This window comes from Parabacteroides sp. KHUB-02, assembly GCF_056640955.1.
On the sequence record NZ_JBWQEV010000001.1, the window covers coordinates 2,071,140 to 2,089,626 of the forward strand.

An 18,487-nucleotide genomic window follows, 5' to 3' on the forward strand; every position below is an offset into this window, starting at 1 on the left:
CAGCGTCATCTTTCTCTCTTTAGACCGGCCTCCCGGTACGTAAGATCTATATATAAACATAATCTCAACAGCAGCACAAGGCGATCGATACCTCGTATGACCGGACATCGCCGACACTTGGCCAGCGACGGAATCCTTCGCTCCAGAAAGGAGGTGTTCCAGCCGCACCTTCCGGTACGGCTACCTTGTTACGACTTAGCCCCAGTCACCAGTTTTACCCTAGGCCGATCCTTTCGGTTACGGACTTCAGGTACCCCCGGCTCCCATGGCTTGACGGGCGGTGTGTACAAGGCCCGGGAACGTATTCACCGCGCCATGGCTGATGCGCGATTACTAGCGAATCCAGCTTCACGGAGTCGGGTTGCAGACTCCGATCCGAACTGAGACGTGGTTTGGGGATTCGCTCCCTGTCGCCAGGTGGCCTCCCTTTGTCCACGCCATTGTAACACGTGTGTCGCCCCGGATGTAAGGGCCGTGCTGATTTGACGTCATCCCCGCCTTCCTCGCAGCTTACGCTGGCAGTCCCACCAGAGTCCTCAGCATCACCTGTTAGTAACTAGTGGCAAGGGTTGCGCTCGTTATGGCACTTAAGCCGACACCTCACGGCACGAGCTGACGACAACCATGCAGCACCTCGCAAACGGCTATTGCTAGAAGAGGTGTTTCCACCTCGGTCCGAATGCGTTCAAACCCGGGTAAGGTTCCTCGCGTATCATCGAATTAAACCACATGTTCCTCCGCTTGTGCGGGCCCCCGTCAATTCCTTTGAGTTTCACCGTTGCCGGCGTACTCCCCAGGTGGATCACTTAACGCTTTCGCTGTGCCGCTTACACTGTATCGCAAACAGCTAGTGATCATCGTTTACTGCGTGGACTACCAGGGTATCTAATCCTGTTTGATCCCCACGCTTTCGTGCATCAGCGTCAGTCATGGCTTGGCAGGCTGCCTTCGCAATCGGGGTTCTGCGTGATATCTAAGCATTTCACCGCTACACCACGCATTCCGCCTGCCTCAAACATACTCAAGCCTCCCAGTTTCAACGGCAATTCTATGGTTGAGCCACAGACTTTCACCGCTGACTTAAAAGGCCGCCTACGCACCCTTTAAACCCAATAAATCCGGATAACGCTCGGATCCTCCGTATTACCGCGGCTGCTGGCACGGAGTTAGCCGATCCTTATTCATAAGGTACATACAAAACGGGACACGTCCCGCACTTTATTCCCTTATAAAAGAGGTTTACGATCCATAGAACCTTCATCCCTCACGCGACTTGGCTGGTTCAGGCTTACGCCCATTGACCAATATTCCTCACTGCTGCCTCCCGTAGGAGTTTGGTCCGTGTCTCAGTACCAATGTGGGGGACCTTCCTCTCAGAACCCCTATCCATCGTCGGTTTGGTGGGCCGTTACCCCGCCAACTGCCTAATGGAACGCATGCCTATCTATCAGCGATGAATCTTTAGCAAATATCCCCATGCGGGGCCCCTGCTTCATGCGGTATTAGTCCGACTTTCGCCGGGTTATCCCCCTCTGATAGGTAAGTTGCATACGCGTTACTCACCCGTGCGCCGGTCGCCACCCGGTATTGCTACCTGTGCTGCCCCTCGACTTGCATGTGTTAAGCCTGTCGCTAGCGTTCATCCTGAGCCAGGATCAAACTCTTCGTTGTTTAAATTGTTTTTATATCCTCGCTCCGGAATCCGTTATTGTAGTCCAAAGTCATACTTCTTTGACGGTATCAATCCGGAAAATTTCTTTTCCAATACTTGTACTACTTGTTGAATTATGTAAATCTCTCAAAGAACTCTTTTGTCGCTTTCGTTTTGCGAACGTGGCTGCAAAGATAAGGACTTTTATTTTAAACTTCCAAATTATTTCAGAACTTTTTTTTCTAAAAGTTTGTTTCATCATTTTGTACCGGCGTTCTCTCTCGAATGCGGGTGCAAAAGTAGTGTTATAAAACATAACCTCCAAACTTTTCCGGTATTATTTTTCAAGTTTTTTTCACGAGGGGGATCGCGTACATTAATAATACGTCGATATCCATTCTCGGCTCACGTGGCCCACCACGTGGCCTCACGTGTCACCACGTGCACTTAAAACAAGTGCTCCACGAGTACATTTGCACGTATGAAAACGACAAAAACGATCTTGGCCCCGATAGGAAATCACACAGAAAAAACGGCTTTTAGCTCATGAAATCATGCGAAATGCACTTGGTTTTAGTGCTTTCGGATCACGTAAACGTGGGTAAGGACCCATTATATCGCCCCCCAAAGACCCAAAAAGCCGAAGAGGGAAGAACCACACAAACAACTGTATATCCACATGTTAAGGCATCAGGAAAATTCCCCGGTAAAAATCCTAGGGCGCAAAAGGCGCATCTTTACGCTTTCAAAGAAACATTTTTAGAAAAATAATATTTACATCACTCTACAGACAAGAGGGGTATAAACGTTATTTACAGAAAAAGTTTTAGAAACATACGTAAAGATGCGCCCCTTGCGCCCTAACCTATCAGCAACATCCCTAATACGGGATACAAAAAAGTCAATGGGACACGGCCGTAAAGTCATTGAGAAACCATCTCTATTCCATTGACTTTACCACCGTTTCCCATTGAGATACTATCGCAAACCAGACACTTCAAGGACGGAAACTCATTCCCCGAAAAGAAACTTACAATCCCGTTCGGCCGCCAGTCTCGTCCAATCCTGCGGGATCATTTGCCATTGGTTTAAAGGTTGTGGGCTAAGTACACCCTTTTCCTTTATATATTGAATCATATAATAACGGAGGTCTTTATCGGTCGAATGAATGATACGACTCTTTAACTCGTCTTGGGGAATGCCGGCCCCTTTCGTCAATAACTCACCTCCTCCATTACCTCGGTAAGAGTTAAGAGCTACTTTATACGTTTTATTCTCGTCGAAAGGCTTACCATCCGCCATTTTCAAGATCGTGATCTTCTCGCCCTTGGGTTTCGTTACATCCACGGTGTAAATGATACCAGCTGCGGAGTCAAAGTTAAAACTGAAGTTGACGAATGAGACATAATTCTCCTGTCCTTTCTTTCTCTCTTTCAATAATAAGACATGATCGTCCGGAGATTTCATCCGGTTGGTCCACATAGCGTATGATTCCTCCAAGAAACCTTTGATCTCGGCTCCCGTCAAATTCATCGTATAAAGCATATTCTCATATTTGTAAAGACTGAACATATCGCTGATCGTGATATCCCCTTTATCTATTTTTGCGTCAAAGGATAACGGGGCGGCAAAAGAGACGTCCGCACCAGTCAACTCCAATTGTAAAGAGTGAATAAAATCAATAAAAGCGGATGGCCCAAAGTAAGCGGGACGGGTCGCGATACTCTCCGTAAAAGTTCCCACCTTCTCGGAGACAAAATCATTCACCGCTTTGTATTGCGGAGCGAATTTCTCCATAAACTCCTTGCTAGGCTCCAACTTATCCACATCCGTCAAAACACCCGATACTTGTTTATCCAAAACCTTTCCATGCTCCATCTTTAACACGACATCAACGGAACCGACTACACGCCCATTACTTGCCGGATTTATCAGTAACACGGAATCTCCCTCGATATTCGCCACCTTACCACAATACCGACGATGATCATGCCCCATCATAACCACATCGAAGCCCGGAATGCGCTGGGCAACCTCCATCGACGCATCCTCACGGTACTGGCCGGACATGGTACGAGCCTCATTTCCCGCATGAAAGATACCTACCACAACATCCGGTTTCTCCTTCTCCTGAATGATCTTCATCCATTTACGGGCCGTCTCTTCCATATCGGCGAAATAAAGACCTTGCCACAGAGTCTCCGGCAACCATACAGGAATAGCCGGAGTAATCATCCCCAGTACAACGATCTTCACACCATCACGCTCAAATACCTCATAGGGCTTTAAATAGGTCTCCCGGTCGGAGGTACGGATAATATTGGCACCCAAGATAGGGAAATCACATTGTTTGATCCAACGATCGAAAACGGCATGGCCAGCCTCTACATCATGGTTACCCATATTTCCCGCATTGTACCCCATATAATTCATCATGGCGGAAGCTATATGCGTAGAGACCGTATCCATGAAATTGTAATAATACGCCGAAGGTTGTCCTTGCAAGATATCGCCATTATCCAATAGCAAAAGGTTATCGCCATACGCCCGGCGTTCTTCTTGCACGAACGAATATACCCGTGCCAGACTTCCTCCCCACTCCCGCTGCTCGATAAAATTATAGGGGAAGAAGTTTCCATGGATATCACTGGTTTCCACTAATTTCAGCTTGACTTCTTTCGTAGTAGCCGACAGACCGAGAGCGACCAGCAGCAATAAGGCAATTGAATAAACTCGTCTCATATTTAGATAGATTAATGACGCGAAGATAACGAAATAACCTGTTCGCCCGGTTTCAACGGGATTTCTTTTCCATCCCAGATAAATATACCCGTAGTACCTTCCGGCAAGACCAGACGGGCGGTTCCCTCACCTCTCTCATCCAATTTATAAGCGGCGGTCACGCTTCCAAGCGGATGTGGGATCGTACCGGAAACCTCCTTCAGTTTTCCCAAAGACGGAGCGATCCGTATCTTCCTAAATCCGGGGGCATCGCTATCGATACCCAACAAGATCCGGTAGAACTCGATATTCGGACTGGCTCCCCAAGCATGGCAATCAGAACGGGATGGCTCCGGCATCTCGGCCCATGTGGTCAATCCCAACGCCATCTGATCCCGCCATATTTGTAAGTTATCCAAAAACTGATCCCCTAAACCGGAAACTTTCAACGCTTGATTCAAGTAATAACGGAAATAGATCGTACACTGGATCAAGCTCGTATCCGCCAAGGTTTGGTTCATCACCTTTACGGCCTCCTCCCCTTTCGTAACCCCAGTCAAGATCGCCAAGGCGTTCACATGCTGGGAATAGCTGCGATGATCCTGCGTATCGGCGAATAGATTACGGGCAGCGTCCCAATATTTCGGGCGGATCGTCTTACGCATCTCGGTAGCGATCTTCCGGTAATGATCCGCCATGGCAGGGAGGCCGATCGCTTGTTCCATCTCCGCCGCAAACTCCAAGGTCATTATATACATCAAATCTTGGAGCGCCGAGTTTCCCTCTTTCTCCCGTATCGGCTCGCCATAATCAAAACCGGCCGCCCAATCCACGAAGAACCAATGAGGAACGTAGGACAAACTATAATCCGGCTTCAACCATTGCTCGTACCACGACAAAACCTGACGGTAAGCGGGAAGCAAGGTCTTCATGTATGCCTCATCCCCACGGTACATCCAATAATCGTGCCCCATACAAATCCACCAGAGAGAGAACGAGGATATAAACTGATGTACGCTAGACGGATATCGGCTCATCGTAATCCCTTCCGCCACCATGGACTGCCGTCCTTGCTCTATGGCATTCTTCACCATATAAGGGTCTGATGTATTATACATGGAAATCATTGCCTGTATGCGTGTATCCCCGAAATATTGCAGTTGCTCGTAATACGGGCAGTCCATATACGTCTCATTGGCGCACAGACGGGCGGTACGCCATCCTATCTCGAGCATACGGCCCAGCTCCTCATGTCCCGGAGCGGAGAAAGCGGTCTCGTTACGGAAAGGATAGGCAGAGAAAGTCCCATACATATCCTCGATCACCAAAGGCTCGGAAGCCGTCTTCACTTTCAACTCCACATATCTCCATGTACGCCACCACAGGGAGGTGAAGAGACGATTATCTCCCCCATCAGCCAGTATCTTATCCCCGTACCCGATAAACTGCTTATCCGTCAACTCGTCCCGATGTCCCTTGCCATTCAACGCATACGATTTAGTGGTCGATTCCTCTTCTTGCTTATAGAGGGCTTCCGAATAACCGATATGGATCTCGGCCTCCTTTCCTTTGCTGAAGGCTAAGGAGAAATAACCCGTCGTCAGGTAATCATTATCCAGAAGCAAGCGGACCTCTGTATTCGCCGGGATCGTCAAAGCTTTTGGCCAGTAAGGAAATCCTTGCGGGCATTCGATCCCTTCCGACCGGCGGAGCTTGGCCAGACGCTCGATCCGGCTGTCCATCGGAGGTATCGGGCTAGGAACCAGCAACCGTCCCGGGTAATCTCTCGATCCTTTTGTGGCACCCTCCATGCCCCGTACGGCCTTCTCCCATTTCCTGTCGTCGTAATCCGGTTGTTCCCAGCCCCAAGGATAAGCGGAGGCTTCCAGTTCCTCACCCGGGCCAGCCACGTAATACCCCAATACCTGCCATTCGGTCCAAGGAGCATACGCCTTATTACGCAGGCAGACCCAAGTGGTATCCGTATTTACCACCGCCTCATGCCCCGTATTGCCTTGCAGGATAAAACCCGTCTGATCGTAACTGATCTGGGCGACAGGTTTCCGCTCGGCATAATTCCAGACAACGGAGGCCAGCGTATTCTTCCCTTTCCTCAGATAAGGAGCCAGATCCACCGTCTCGAAACTCCAGTTATAGATATCCCCACGGGCCGGGCCCAAGGATACCAATTTCCCGTTTACATATAATTTATACCGGTTATCGGCGGAAACATGGACGATAAACCGGGAAGGAACCACCTCCAGATCGAACGATTTACGAAAATGATAGACCCCATATACATTCGGGGCCTCACCCGGGTAGGAGATCCAACGGGCTTTCCATCGTCCCTCGAAAAGAGAAGGATCGATCTTCTCCTGATTATACCCTTTCAGGCTAATCTGGGAGGAAAGGGAGAAGGCTTGAAACACAAAAAGCAAAAGGAATAAATAGGTTTTCATACAAACACGGTATTATTTGAGATTAACGATCCGAACAAAGGTACAAAAAAAGAGAAAGCGCCAAAAGAACTTTTGCCTTTTGACGCTTTCCCTCACAATATACCGGATGCCCGGTCCTCCATTAGAAGAATATCTCCGGCTCCCTGCGCGCGCTAAAGTTCTTATGGAGCATCGCCGTGTAAGGAGTATCGAAAGTACGTGCGCCCTCGGGACACTCTTTCACGCAGGCGCAACATTTGATACATAGGTTCGGGTCGCTATACATACCCTCGTCTGCCAAGGATATCGCATGCGTAGGACACACATCCACGCAATACTCACATTGCGTACATAAATCATTATCCGTAACAGGAGCTTGAGGAGTGGAAGGGCCTTTCACCCGATACGGGAAATTACCTTTCACCTCCAAGGCGGACAAGCATTCCACGCAGGAAACCTTCTCCAGCTCCTCGATAATCTTTTTCCCGAATTCCGTAGCCTGATTAAGATCCGACTCGTCCGGACGCCCCTCGGCAATGGGCATCCCCTTGCGGCTGAAAGAATGCTCGCCGATAAACGCTCCGGCAGCCACAGGTACGAACCCCTGCTCCGACACTAAATCACAGAGCTCTTTCAAGGCATCCTCATAATCCCGGTTCCCATACAGTACCACGGGGACTACCGGCGCATGGTGGGCAGAACGGAACATGCGAAAACGTTCCATGGCAGTCTCCGCCACACGGCCACCGTATACAGGAGCGGCTATAATCGTCAGCTCATCATCAATATACTCTTCCATATCCAGACTCTCACAAGTGACATCCGACTCGGACATCGAAGTGGCACCCATTCCTTCCGCTATCGCGTAAACGATCTTGGCGGACGTGTGTGTCGGAGAAAAATAAATTAAATGTATGTTACTATATTTCATGATTCTTATTTTAACGCACCCTCTATTTTAGTCATTAACTCAGCAAATTCCTCATCGGTATAGCCTTTGCTCGTATAAATGATCTTCCCGTCTTTTCCGACCAAATAGCCACGAGGGATCAAGTTCTTGGCGAAAGCGCCGAAAATAGCCCGGTCCTTATCGGGATACAAAGGAAAATCGAAGCCTTTTTTCTCGTTATATTTCTGTAGATCGGCATCGGAATGCTCACGCCCGATCACCAAGAGAACGAAGTCCTTGTTGTTCTTGTATTTCGGCCAGAGGGTTTGTTGGACAGCGGCCAATTCTTTTTGGCAGGGAGGACACCAAGTGGCGAAAAAATTCACGAGGATCACTTTTCCCTTTAACGAAGCGGACTGCAACTTACTCCCGTTGTCGGAAACAATCGTAAATGACGGCATGGTATCACCGACCTTCACGATATCGGAATTATCCTCCTGAGCTTTGCCTACGAAAGCCAATAACGCTAGTAAACTAACCAATAAATACTTCTTCATAACCTTAATCATTTCTCGTTTAGGATTCAGCGACAAAGATACATTAAAATTCTCATCAAACCGCATAATTCTAAGGCTTACGAAAGTTCTACGATGCTGTACCTACCCCTCGACAGCTCTTCTAAAAGTTCTAGGGGGTTAGATGTTAAAAAAAACGTACGTGAAACCCGGAGATGTCACGTACGCTGATACCATGCAAACCCGGAGAAAGATTTACCGCAAACTTTGCGCTAAGTCATAACCGGCTTTCAATGCCTTTAGGTTCATATTAACTATATCCTCGCCCTTACGACCGAATATCTGACGGATTCCCGCCTCGATCTTATCATACTCGATCCCGATAAATGGGGTAGCTGCACCCAACATCACGATATTGGCGGCACGGACAGAACCCGCTTCCTTGGCGATCTCCTCCACGTCCAATACGACCTTGTGAGGGAGCTTGTCCAACTCGGCGTTCACTTTCTCGATCTCCGGATAGTTCGGGATGTTCACGAACGGACGGGAGTTCGTCACCAGCCAACCCTCTTTCTTCAGGTAAGGCAGATAACGCAAGCTCTCCATCGGTTCCAAAGAGATGATCAAATCGGCGTGGCCCTTCGGGATCAAGTCCGAGGCGATCGGCTCGTCGGAAAGACGCAGGTTAGACTGCACGTCTCCCCCCCGTTGACTCATACCGTGTACTTCCGCTTGCTTCATATACAGACCTTCTTTTAAGGCAGCTTCTCCAATAACGGCGGCGATAGAAAGGATACCCTGTCCTCCTACGCCTGATAGTATAATATCTGTTTTCATTTCTTGCTTGCTTTTTTCTTTCTGGTTAATGTCTGGATACACTCACGGCGAGGGATCAATACGGATACGCCCTTGTACTCGATTTCCTCACGGATGATAGACTTCATCTCCTCGAAGTTCTTTTTTAAAGGAACCATCACACGGATGTGAGCCGGGTCCACACCGATACCGGCGCAGATAGATTCCAGACGTCCCGTTCCGGCGGAATCCTGCCCTCCGGTCATGGCCGTTGTCTCATTATCGGAGATAACGATGGTGATATTCGTGTTCTCGTTCACGCAATCCAGCAAACCAGTCATACCGGAATGGGTAAACGTAGAATCGCCGATCACGGAGATAGCCGGGAATACACCCGCGTCGGAAGCGCCCTTCGCCATCGTGATGGAGGCGCCCATATCGATACAAGAATCGATCGCACGGAAAGGAGGCAAAGCTCCCAAGGTATAACAGCCGATATCGCCAAACACCTTAGCCGTACCGTTATACTCGGCGATCACCTCGTTCAAGGCCTCATACATATCCCGGTGTCCACAACCTTGGCACAATGCGGGCGGACGTTGCTCAACCACCTCGGGGATCGCGTAATAGCTCTGGATCTCCTTACCCAAGGCTTTGCCTACCGCGTCTGGCGTAAGCTCGCCGTCACGCTGAAGCGTACCGTCCAAACGGCCATGAACCGTCACTCCCTTCCCCAAGAAACCCTTCAATTGCTCCTCCACAACCGGATATCCCTCTTCCAACACCAAGATCTCCTTACACTCGCCAACGATCTTCTCCACTTGCTTTCTCGGAAGCGGATACTGGGAGATCTTCAATACGGGATGCTCGAAACCGTCCGGATAATTCTCGGAAAGATAATTGAAAGCGATACCCGTCGTGATGATACCCAAGTCTTTATTCGGGGCATCGAAATACTTATTATACGCGGAATTCTCGGAAGCTTCCGTGAAAGCCTCTTGAGACGCCAGCAAACTCTTGAAACGTTTACGAGCCAATGCCGGGAGTAAGATAAAACGTTGACGACCGTCTTCCGGACAATTCATCCGGTTCTCCGGCTTCAACGGGCTGGTTACGACACCGGCACGAGAATGCGCCATACGGGTCGTTACACGCAGCAAGATAGGATACCCTAATTTCTCGGATAACTCGAATCCATGATATACCATATCATAAGCCTCTTGCTGGCTGGATGGCTCAAACATCGGGATCATGGCGAAATTGCCATAAACACGGTTGTCTTGCTCATTCTGGGAAGAGTGCATGGATGGGTCGTCGGCCGTAAGGATGATCATACCTCCGTTGATACCGCTCATAGCGGCGTTCATAAAGCAATCGGCGGCTACATTCAAACCCACGTGCTTCATGCAGCAAAGCGCACGTTTACCGGCATAGCACATACCCAAAGCGGCTTCCATGGCGGTTTTCTCATTTGCGCTCCAGCGACAATGGATACCTCTTTCCTTCGTTACCGGAGAACCTTGGATATATTCTGTGATTTCAGTAGAAGGGGTTCCCGGGTATGCGTACACCCCGGAGATTCCAGCGTCTATAGCGGCTTGCGCTATGGCCTCGTCCCCCAAAAATAAATGTTTTTCCATGTGTATCTGTTTTCTTAATATTGACTATTCACACTATTTAGCTGCCAAAGGTAATGAAAAATGTTCAATTTAGAATGAGAGACTTATGATTTATACTAGATCCATTACCGTATCCGGCGCCTATTCAACTCCGCCCGATACCGGTTGGCATTGCGGTTATGCTCCGCCAACGTCACGGCGAAATTATGCCGTCCCGAGAAATCCTCCTTAGCGCACATGTATAAGTATTTATGTTTCGTATGATTCAATACGCTATTCAAGCCCTTGATAGTAGGAATCCGTAGAGGACCGGGAGGTAGGCCCGCATATTTATAGGTATTATAGGGAGAATCTATTTCCAAATGCTCAAATAAGATACGTTGCAAAGAAAAATCCCCCACCGCAAACTTTACGGTAGGGTCCGCCTGTAAAGGAATACCGGCACGAAGGCGGTTGATATAAAGACCCGCCACGATTGGATATTCGTCCGATGCCGCCGTCTCCTCTTCTACGATAGAAGCCAAGATAGATACCTCAACTGGAGTAAGCCCGATCTCCTCTGCCTTTTTCAATCGTTCCGGTGTCCAGAAAGCGTCATATTCACGCTTCATGCGACGTATAAATTTATCCGCGGATATATTCCAATAAATCTCATAGGTATTAGGAATGAAAAGGGCATGGATCGTTTCCGGGGTAAAACCTAAAGAGTCGCAATACACGGAATCATTCAATAGACGCAGGAGATTTTCCTTCCCGAACATCAATTGATCACTTATACGTTCCGCCAAATCTTCCTTGAAACGGATATTATTAAAAGTAACCCGGGTCGCTACTTGATGTCCTCTCCGCAAGTCATTCAATAAGGTTAAATTACTCATGCCGGGTTTCACGGCGTATCGACCGGTACGCATGGACGCAGGATACTTCAACAATCCACTCAATTGCTTAAAGCTACCGATACGGAGACAGTTCGCCGAATCACTCAACTGCCGGCAAAGATCATCAAAATCCTTTTTATCATCTATATAGACATAGACCGTCTTATCCGGCTTAAAATTCGGAGCCCAAGCCAAACGGTACACCCAAAAGCCTCCACCGCCTATCAAAACAACGAGAATCGCTATCAAGGCGATAATTATCGGACGCCTCGATAAAATTTGTTTGTTCAAATCCATGAATAATCTATTGAATATCAGAATAAGGCACAAAAGTAGTATCTTTTTTCGAAAAAAATGATGTGCAAAGCCTTGTTTATTTAAAATTATAGTTCTACCTTTGCATCGCAATTCTAAGGAAGAAGCACAGAACACACAAGGAAGTGTGGGTGAGTGGCTGAAACCACCAGTTTGCTAAACTGACGTACTCGTAAGGGTACCGGGGGTTCGAATCCCCCCGCTTCCGCAAAGAGCCAACTAATAAATCTATTAGTTGGTTTTTTTGTTTTTAAGCCAACCGAATTAAAGTGTTTCATATATTTGTCATATTTGAACTTATCGTAAGTCGATCTGTTATTAAAAGGAGATAATTAAATATATACATTATGACAATTGCTTTTATCCGAACATATAATAATAAGCAAAACTCCGAGATCCAAGAAGCTGTGATCCGGGAATTTGCCGAATCTCAGAAGATAGAGATCGGGAAGTGGGCTAAAGAGGTGGGAAATAGTCCTCGTGCGAACCGCAGACTGGAAAGTATTGTCAAATCTTTAAGTCCCGGGGATGAGATACTTGTGTCCGATATATCCCGTGTGAGCCGTAAGATGATCGAGATCATCCATATCATTTTGCTTTGTATAGAGCGAAAGGTAACGCTTCGTAGCGTAAGCGACGGATATGTGTTCGAGGATAATATCGACAGTAAGACTTTGGCCTTTACCTTCGGTCTGGTCTCCGAGATCGAGCGAAAGCTGGTCTCTATCCGTACGAAGGAAGCCCTTGCCTTGATCAGAAGTAAAGGTGTGGTGCTGGGCCGTCCGAAAGGTAGTCAACAAATGGGACGCTTGGAGCCTTATAAGGAACAAATCGAGAAAGACTTGAAAGACCCGAGCTTGACTTACGCCCAGATAGCGGAGAAATACAATGTATCGCTAAGTAGCTTCAAACGCTTTCTGAAAGAGTATCTTCCCGATAAGAAAAAGAAGAAGAAGAAATAATGATTCAATGTGCCAATATGCCAATGAAATACCAGAAGTGGATAATTTAGATATTAGCATATTCGCATATTGGCACATTGAATCATTATTATTTCTCTATACGGATACGGGCGTCTACAGCGAACAAGCCTCTATCCGTAGCCACCAACGGATTTATATCCATTTCCTTTATCTCGCTGGCAAAACGCAATAAGGTAGAGAGGCGAACGATAATGTCCGCATATTGTTGCTCGTCGATACCCTTTTGCCCACGTGTACCTTTAATGATCGGATACCCTCTCAAAGAACGAATCATTGAATAAGTCTCATCGTATGACAACGGAGCCAAACCATAAGACACATCTTTCAATACCTCCACGAAGATTCCACCCAACCCGCAAAGTACCACATGGCCGAAACGATCCTCATATTTAGCTCCCAAGAATAATTCCTGTCCTTTCAACATCGGTTGTACCATGATGCCCGTAACACCCGGCAGACGCATCATACGTTCATACTCGAACAATAAATGCTCTTCTCCACGGATATTCAAGGCCACACCACCGATATCGCTCTTATGCACAGGCCCTACAACCTTGGCTACCACCGGATATTTCACCTTCTTGGCAAAAGCCAGCAACGCATCCCTATCATCCGAAGCATATTCCTCCACTAACGGGATATTAGCGGCACGCAACAATGTACGCACTTCCTCCGGATTTAAATAACCGCTACCCGGCAACCGATCTATGATACGACGAACTTCCGGTACATCCACGCCATATAGCTGGATATCCGTGCTCATCGGTTTCGGCGTATTGATCACCCGTGAAAGGGCAGTACCCAATGTCACCTCGTCCGAGAAGTTCACATGGCCTTTCTTGACAAAGCTCTTCACTTCCGGTCCGGCCGTTACGATAGACGGTAATATCGGGAAGATCGGCTTCTTGCACTCTTCCATCTTTTTATGAAGTACCTCGTAGGTATCATAAAGTTTTACCAAACCGGGACTACCGAAGATGACCATCATCAAATCCACATTATCGAAACGATTCTCACAGAAATCGATGGCTGTAGCCAAATGTTCCGGTGTCCCCGTACCGATAATATCAATCGGATTACCGACAGCGGCACCCGGATACAGTTTGGATTTCAACTCATCAGCGATAGGGCCTTCCAAACTAGGAACATTCAAACGCCCCTTGGATAAAGCGTCCGCCAGCATTACCGCAGGCCCTCCGGCATGTGTCACGATCGCACAATTCTTCCCTTTCACGTCTTTCAAGGTAAAGATACTCGCCACGGTAGTCAATTCCTCACGGCTAAAACAACGCACGATACCCGCCTTACGGAACAAAGCCTCCACAGCAGAGTCCGAACTAGCGATAGCGCCCGTATGCGAAGAGGCAGCTCGCTTTCCCGACTCCGTACTTCCCGCCTTGATAGCGGCGATCTTGCATCCCTTACGTATCAAGGAAGACGCATGATACAACAATTTATCCGGTTGCTTGATTTGCTCGATATACAACATCTTGATCTTGGAATCCAATACCGGATCAAAGTTCCGATCCATATATTCAAGGATATCCTCTACTCCATTCTGCTTGGAGTTTCCAACCGACCAAACAGAAGAGAAACGCAGCCCTTTTGTCAGCGCCGACTCGATAATGAACAAGGCCGTACCGCCGGAGCTAGAGATGAAATCCACGCCATCGGGATGGAATTCCGGTATCGGTTGCGTAAACACGCCATGATAATTCATATTCATCAACCCGATACAGTTCGGGCCGATCAAGGAAGCTCCCGCCTCATTCACGACATCCAGCATCTGTTGTTCCAAGATACCGCCTTCGTGTGTCTCCTCGCCGAAACCGGCTGAGATCACGATAAAAGCTTTTACCCCCTTTTGCCGGGCCAGCACTTCCATCACCTCGGGGCACGATTTACTCGGAATCGAGATGATCGCCAACTCCGTCTCCGGGATATCATGTACAGAAGGATAAGACTTGACGCCTTGCACGTCTGTCTCCTTGGCGTTTACCACACATAATTCTCCTTTATATTTTCCATCCAACAGGTTTCGCACGATACGACCGCCCGGTTTATGTACGTTGTTGGAACCTCCCACCACTACGATGCTTTGAGGATTAATCAATTCTCGGTTAATCATAACATTTTGATTAGTTAGATTCAATGAATGGGAGCAAATATAGTTTTTTTCTCCATTTATTCATTAAAACCCGTGGTATTTATTTACACTTTGCACTCTCTGTCTGCAACCAGTCACACCATGCATCCATCCCGTCTCCTTTCGTGGCGGATACCTCGAATATCTGGAGATGGTGATTTACCTTCAAGGCGTTTTCCCGAAGCACTTCCACTTTTGTATTCAGATAAGGAGCCAGATCAATCTTGTTGATTACGCAGATATCTGCCTCCTGAAAGATATGTGGGTATTTCAACGGTTTATCATCTCCCTCCGTCGTACTCACGATAACGACTTTCTTGGACTCTCCGAGATCGAACATGGCCGGACAGACCAGATTGCCGACATTCTCTATAAAAAGTATCGCTCCCTCCTTCGGATTCAGATGCTTAACAGCATGATTGACCATGTCGGCTTCCAAATGACAGCCGGTACCGGTATTTACCTGAAACACGGCAATCTCCAACGCCGCTATACGGTCGGCATCGTTTGAGGTTTGTTGATCGCCTTCTATCACATAGATCGGTCGCTTCGCTTTCAAACGGCGGATCGTCTCTTCCAGCAAAGTTGTCTTACCGGATCCGGGCGAACTCATCAAGTTCAGGCAGAACAGGTTCTTAGCCTCGAAATATCCCCGGTTTCGCTCCGCCAATAAGTTGTTACGTTGAAGTATATCTTGTTCCAGATTGATTACGATCCCTTCATCAGGATGGTGATGATGTTCATGGCCATGAGAATGCTCATGCGTATGATCGTGATGGTGATGATGCTCTCCGCATCCGCAAGTTCCGCACATAGTATTTAAGTTTTTATTTCATTAATATATCATTCCTTTTTAATAACAATCGACTTCACCCGAAGTTCCTTCCCTTTAAGGATTTTAACTAAATAGGAGCCACAATGGGGACAAGGGGAAAACAAGGCGTTCATTGGGAAAATGGTCTCACAGTCGCTACACTGTCCTTCCCCCTCAATATAATGACGGATAATCCGGGCCTTTTCCAGCTTGCTACCTTTTATGGCGCTATCCAATGCGAACGCTAAGGTTTGGATCTCTACGCCGGACAAATGTCCTATCTCTAACTCCAACTCTTCGACCACCGAGGCTCCCCGGTTATCCGCTTGTTCCTCGACCAGCTCCACGATACTACGGGCTATAGACAACTCATGCATATCTGATCTCTTTTAAAAGGGAGTCACCGAGGCGATCGTTAATTGCCCCACGGCTATCCCCCCATCGTTACAAGGTATACGAGACGGAATATAGACGGGGACCCCAGCCATGATGAACTGTCTCCTCATCGACTCCGTCAATAATTTATTCTGGAAACATCCTCCCGAGATAACCACTTGTGTCGCTTTCGTCCGTTTAATCAACAAGCGGGCTTTCTGCACAAACAAGGAAGCCAATGTCGTATGGAAACGGGCGGATATCAAGCTCACCGGGACCTCGTTCGTCTTATCATGCAATAATGCCTCAAACAAAGAATAAAAAGAGATTTCCTCTCCCTCCGCCGAGACTGGATACGCATAAGCGTTCCTCTCTCCCATCGCCGCCTGCTCCAATAAGACCGGAGCCTCCGCTTGGTGGCTGGAGACATCGCAAATCCCCAATAAAGAAGCTACCGCATCAAACAGCCGGCCAGCGCTGGATGTATAGGGTGTATTCACACCTTTCTCCATCATTCGTTCAAGCATAGCGATCCTTTCCGTGCCTATGCGTTCCACGAAATCGGCCGGATAAGAAATACCCGACGGTTCGTCCTTGAAATAATGCCACAAATAGGCGACAACCATTCGCCATGGCTCCTCAGCCGCCTTGTCGCCTCCCGGTAACGGGACATACTCAAAATGGGAAAGGCGACGGTATTTCGCTCGGTCACAAAAGAAGAACTCGCCTCCCCAAACCTTACCATCATCACCCAGACCTGTCCCATCCATCACGATAGCGAGAACCGGCTCATTCAATCCATGCTCCAACATACAAGCAGCGGCATGAGCATGATGATGTTGTACCTTTAATAAAGGTAAGGAAAGAGATTTCGAGATACGTTCCGCCTCTTGGCTGGAAAGATAATCCGGATGCAGGTCACAAACCAATCGCTGGGGATTGAAACGAAACAAATGACGAAACTGCTCCATAGATTCCGTATAGAACCGGAAAGTCTCCCAGTTCTTTAAGTCGCCAATATATTGACTTTGCAGGATCGTATCTCCTTTCCCCAAAGCGAACGTGTTCACTTTCTCCGCACCGAAAGCCATGATCCCCTCCACATTTGTATCCGTGAAAAAGGGTTCCGGCACATAGCCCCGGGAACGACGGATCAAGCAAGGTTGTCCTCCGCAGACCTGCAATACAGAATCATCTACCCGGTTATGGATCGGGCGATTATGATGCAAGAGGATCGCTACCTTTCCCGCTAATTGCGCCTCCGCATCCTCCGGGGTGATCGCTATCGGCAAATCGCTTAGATTCCCGCTGGTCATTACCAACGCAGGTATCCCTGTACGAGCAAACCAATCGTAATGAATCGGCATATAAGACAACATACATCCTAGCGTATGCATGCCCGGATTGATTCCGGAAGCTAACCGGCTCCGTTGCCTCAGCAGTACGATCGGACGGCGCCAAGAAACTAAGCATCGCTCCTCCATCGGCTCCGTTACCGTATAGACTTGCAGATGTTCTAGATCACGGAACATAACAGCGAATGGTTTGGTATCCCGCTGCTTTATCTCTCGCAGACGGGCAACCGCTCTCTCGTTCGAGGCATCACAAATCAAATGATAGCCTCCGATTCCTTTAGCCGCAATAACCTCTCCACCAAGCAATAAGCGAGAGGTAAGTTTCAATAAGGTCTCATAATCGATATAAGTCTCCTCGTTATAAGTCGCGTAATAAGTCGGGCCACAATGATTGCAAGCGACCGGTTGGGCATGGAAACGGCGATCGATAACATTCGTATATTCTTTCTCACAATCGGGACACATAAGGAAACCGCCCATCGTTGTCTGCGAACGGTCGTAAGGAAGGTCCCGGATAATAGAGAAGCGAGGGCCACAATGCGTACAATTAATAAAAGGATATCCGATTCGATGGGGTTGAGTAGTCCGGTCTCGCATACAATCCGCACAAACAGCGATATCCGGGGAGACCTGCGTGACCTCATCCGATTCTGAATGGCTAGGCGTAATCGTAAAATCGTCAAAATCATCTTCATCCATTTCCGTAGATGTATAGGAGATCCGATGGATATAAGCGACACGAGGATGCTCGGTCCGTATACGACTTATCAGCAAATCCCGATCATCCGGAGTAGCGGCAACCAATATACGTACTCCATTATTCATATTCTCCACACAACCTTTCATCCCCAGATCTTTAGCGATCCGGTAGATAAAAGGGCGAAAACCAACCCCTTGAACCAAGCCTTGAATAATCAACGCATATACTTTATTCTTCGCCATAGCACAAATATAGGAATAAATGTCTAATCAGACACGAATCGACTATCGTAT

General features: G+C 47.9%; 13 protein-coding genes, 1 tRNA gene and 1 rRNA gene. 3 read left to right on the top strand and 12 right to left on the bottom strand.

Going from position 1 to position 18,487, the window contains the following annotated elements; translation table 11 throughout:
* Positions 1–146: 146 nt before the first annotated feature.
* Positions 147–1,671, bottom strand: a 16S ribosomal RNA gene (locus ACYIA1_RS09010).
* 526 nt (positions 1,672–2,197) lie between these two features.
* Here ACYIA1_RS09010 and ACYIA1_RS09015 point away from each other — a divergent pair.
* Entirely contained in the window at positions 2,198–2,422 is a 225-nt protein-coding gene (locus ACYIA1_RS09015; protein WP_005865070.1) for a hypothetical protein, read from the top strand.
* A gap of 240 nt (positions 2,423–2,662) precedes the next feature.
* Here the strand turns inward: ACYIA1_RS09015 and ACYIA1_RS09020 are convergent, their stop codons facing one another.
* The 7 genes from ACYIA1_RS09020 to mltG form a co-directional block, all read right to left on the bottom strand.
* The gene (locus tag ACYIA1_RS09020; RefSeq protein ID WP_480335072.1) at positions 2,663–4,393 is read right to left on the bottom strand and encodes a bifunctional metallophosphatase/5'-nucleotidase; all 1,731 of its coding nucleotides are present in this window, start codon (positions 4,391–4,393) and stop codon (positions 2,663–2,665) included.
* Positions 4,394–4,404: 11 nt separating this feature from the next.
* Positions 4,405–6,831 (bottom strand): alpha-L-rhamnosidase-related protein, encoded by a 2,427-nt coding sequence (locus ACYIA1_RS09025; protein WP_480335074.1) that lies wholly within the window; start codon positions 6,829–6,831, stop codon positions 4,405–4,407.
* A 121-nt stretch (positions 6,832–6,952) separates the two neighbouring features.
* Entirely contained in the window at positions 6,953–7,741 is a 789-nt protein-coding gene (locus tag ACYIA1_RS09030; RefSeq protein ID WP_005865064.1) for a 4Fe-4S binding protein, read from the bottom strand.
* A gap of 5 nt (positions 7,742–7,746) precedes the next feature.
* On the bottom strand, positions 7,747–8,256 hold the full coding sequence (locus ACYIA1_RS09035; RefSeq protein WP_029257199.1) for a TlpA family protein disulfide reductase: 510 nt from the start codon (positions 8,254–8,256) through the stop codon (positions 7,747–7,749).
* A gap of 213 nt (positions 8,257–8,469) precedes the next feature.
* Positions 8,470–9,051 carry an indolepyruvate oxidoreductase subunit beta gene (locus ACYIA1_RS09040; protein ID WP_005865060.1) on the bottom strand — a complete coding sequence of 194 codons (582 nt, stop codon included), beginning with the start codon at positions 9,049–9,051 and terminating at the stop codon, positions 8,470–8,472.
* The gene (locus ACYIA1_RS09045; RefSeq protein WP_122380886.1) at positions 9,048–10,649 is read right to left on the bottom strand and encodes a thiamine pyrophosphate-dependent enzyme; all 1,602 of its coding nucleotides are present in this window, start codon (positions 10,647–10,649) and stop codon (positions 9,048–9,050) included. Before ACYIA1_RS09045 ends, ACYIA1_RS09040 begins: the two co-directional genes overlap by 4 nt.
* Before the next feature lie 104 nt (positions 10,650–10,753).
* Positions 10,754–11,803, bottom strand: a complete 1,050-nt coding sequence (mltG, locus tag ACYIA1_RS09050) for an endolytic transglycosylase MltG (protein WP_009018288.1) — start codon at positions 11,801–11,803, stop codon at positions 10,754–10,756.
* A gap of 139 nt (positions 11,804–11,942) precedes the next feature.
* Here mltG and ACYIA1_RS09055 point away from each other — a divergent pair.
* Together ACYIA1_RS09055 and ACYIA1_RS09060 are read left to right on the top strand one after the other, a co-directional pair.
* A tRNA-Ser gene (locus ACYIA1_RS09055) sits at positions 11,943–12,029 on the top strand.
* A gap of 139 nt (positions 12,030–12,168) precedes the next feature.
* Positions 12,169–12,783, top strand: coding sequence for a recombinase family protein (locus ACYIA1_RS09060; RefSeq protein ID WP_250788958.1), 615 nt, complete (start codon positions 12,169–12,171; stop codon positions 12,781–12,783).
* 88 nt (positions 12,784–12,871) lie between these two features.
* Here ACYIA1_RS09060 and ACYIA1_RS09065 read toward each other — a convergent pair whose 3' ends face one another.
* The 4 genes from ACYIA1_RS09065 to hypF all read right to left on the bottom strand — a co-directional run bounded on the left by ACYIA1_RS09065 (position 12,872) and on the right by hypF (position 18,436).
* The gene (locus ACYIA1_RS09065) at positions 12,872–14,932 is read right to left on the bottom strand and encodes an acetate--CoA ligase family protein (RefSeq protein ID WP_005855031.1); all 2,061 of its coding nucleotides are present in this window, start codon (positions 14,930–14,932) and stop codon (positions 12,872–12,874) included.
* Between the two features lie 79 nt (positions 14,933–15,011).
* Positions 15,012–15,764: a hydrogenase nickel incorporation protein HypB gene (gene hypB / locus ACYIA1_RS09070; protein ID WP_008780253.1), complete on the bottom strand. Its 753-nt coding sequence runs from the start codon at positions 15,762–15,764 to the stop codon at positions 15,012–15,014.
* Between the two features lie 29 nt (positions 15,765–15,793).
* The gene (gene hypA, locus ACYIA1_RS09075; protein WP_048928657.1) at positions 15,794–16,141 is read right to left on the bottom strand and encodes a hydrogenase maturation nickel metallochaperone HypA; all 348 of its coding nucleotides are present in this window, start codon (positions 16,139–16,141) and stop codon (positions 15,794–15,796) included.
* A 12-nt stretch (positions 16,142–16,153) separates the two neighbouring features.
* On the bottom strand, positions 16,154–18,436 hold the full coding sequence (hypF, locus tag ACYIA1_RS09080) for a carbamoyltransferase HypF (RefSeq protein WP_259011132.1): 2,283 nt from the start codon (positions 18,434–18,436) through the stop codon (positions 16,154–16,156).
* Positions 18,437–18,487 lie beyond the last annotated feature (51 nt).

Bases quoted from the DNA above. Each gene is read 5' to 3' on its own strand.
- ACYIA1_RS09035 (WP_029257199.1), bottom strand. From the start codon at position 8,256: ATGAAGAAGTATTTATTGGTTAGTTTACTAGCGTTATTGGCTTTCGTA.
- ACYIA1_RS09015 (WP_005865070.1), top strand. From the start codon at position 2,198: ATGAAATCATGCGAAATGCACTTGGTTTTAGTGCTTTCGGATCACGTA.
- ACYIA1_RS09040 (WP_005865060.1), bottom strand. From the start codon at position 9,051: ATGAAAACAGATATTATACTATCAGGCGTAGGAGGACAGGGTATCCTT.
- mltG (WP_009018288.1), bottom strand. From the start codon at position 11,803: ATGGATTTGAACAAACAAATTTTATCGAGGCGTCCGATAATTATCGCC.
- ACYIA1_RS09030 (WP_005865064.1), bottom strand. From the start codon at position 7,741: ATGAAATATAGTAACATACATTTAATTTATTTTTCTCCGACACACACG.
- hypF (WP_259011132.1), bottom strand. From the start codon at position 18,436: ATGGCGAAGAATAAAGTATATGCGTTGATTATTCAAGGCTTGGTTCAA.
- ACYIA1_RS09020 (WP_480335072.1), bottom strand. From the start codon at position 4,393: ATGAGACGAGTTTATTCAATTGCCTTATTGCTGCTGGTCGCTCTCGGT.
- ACYIA1_RS09045 (WP_122380886.1), bottom strand. From the start codon at position 10,649: ATGGAAAAACATTTATTTTTGGGGGACGAGGCCATAGCGCAAGCCGCT.
- hypB (WP_008780253.1), bottom strand. From the start codon at position 15,764: ATGTGCGGAACTTGCGGATGCGGAGAGCATCATCACCATCACGATCAT.
- ACYIA1_RS09060 (WP_250788958.1), top strand. From the start codon at position 12,169: ATGACAATTGCTTTTATCCGAACATATAATAATAAGCAAAACTCCGAG.
- hypA (WP_048928657.1), bottom strand. From the start codon at position 16,141: ATGCATGAGTTGTCTATAGCCCGTAGTATCGTGGAGCTGGTCGAGGAA.
- ACYIA1_RS09065 (WP_005855031.1), bottom strand. From the start codon at position 14,932: ATGATTAACCGAGAATTGATTAATCCTCAAAGCATCGTAGTGGTGGGA.
- ACYIA1_RS09025 (WP_480335074.1), bottom strand. From the start codon at position 6,831: ATGAAAACCTATTTATTCCTTTTGCTTTTTGTGTTTCAAGCCTTCTCC.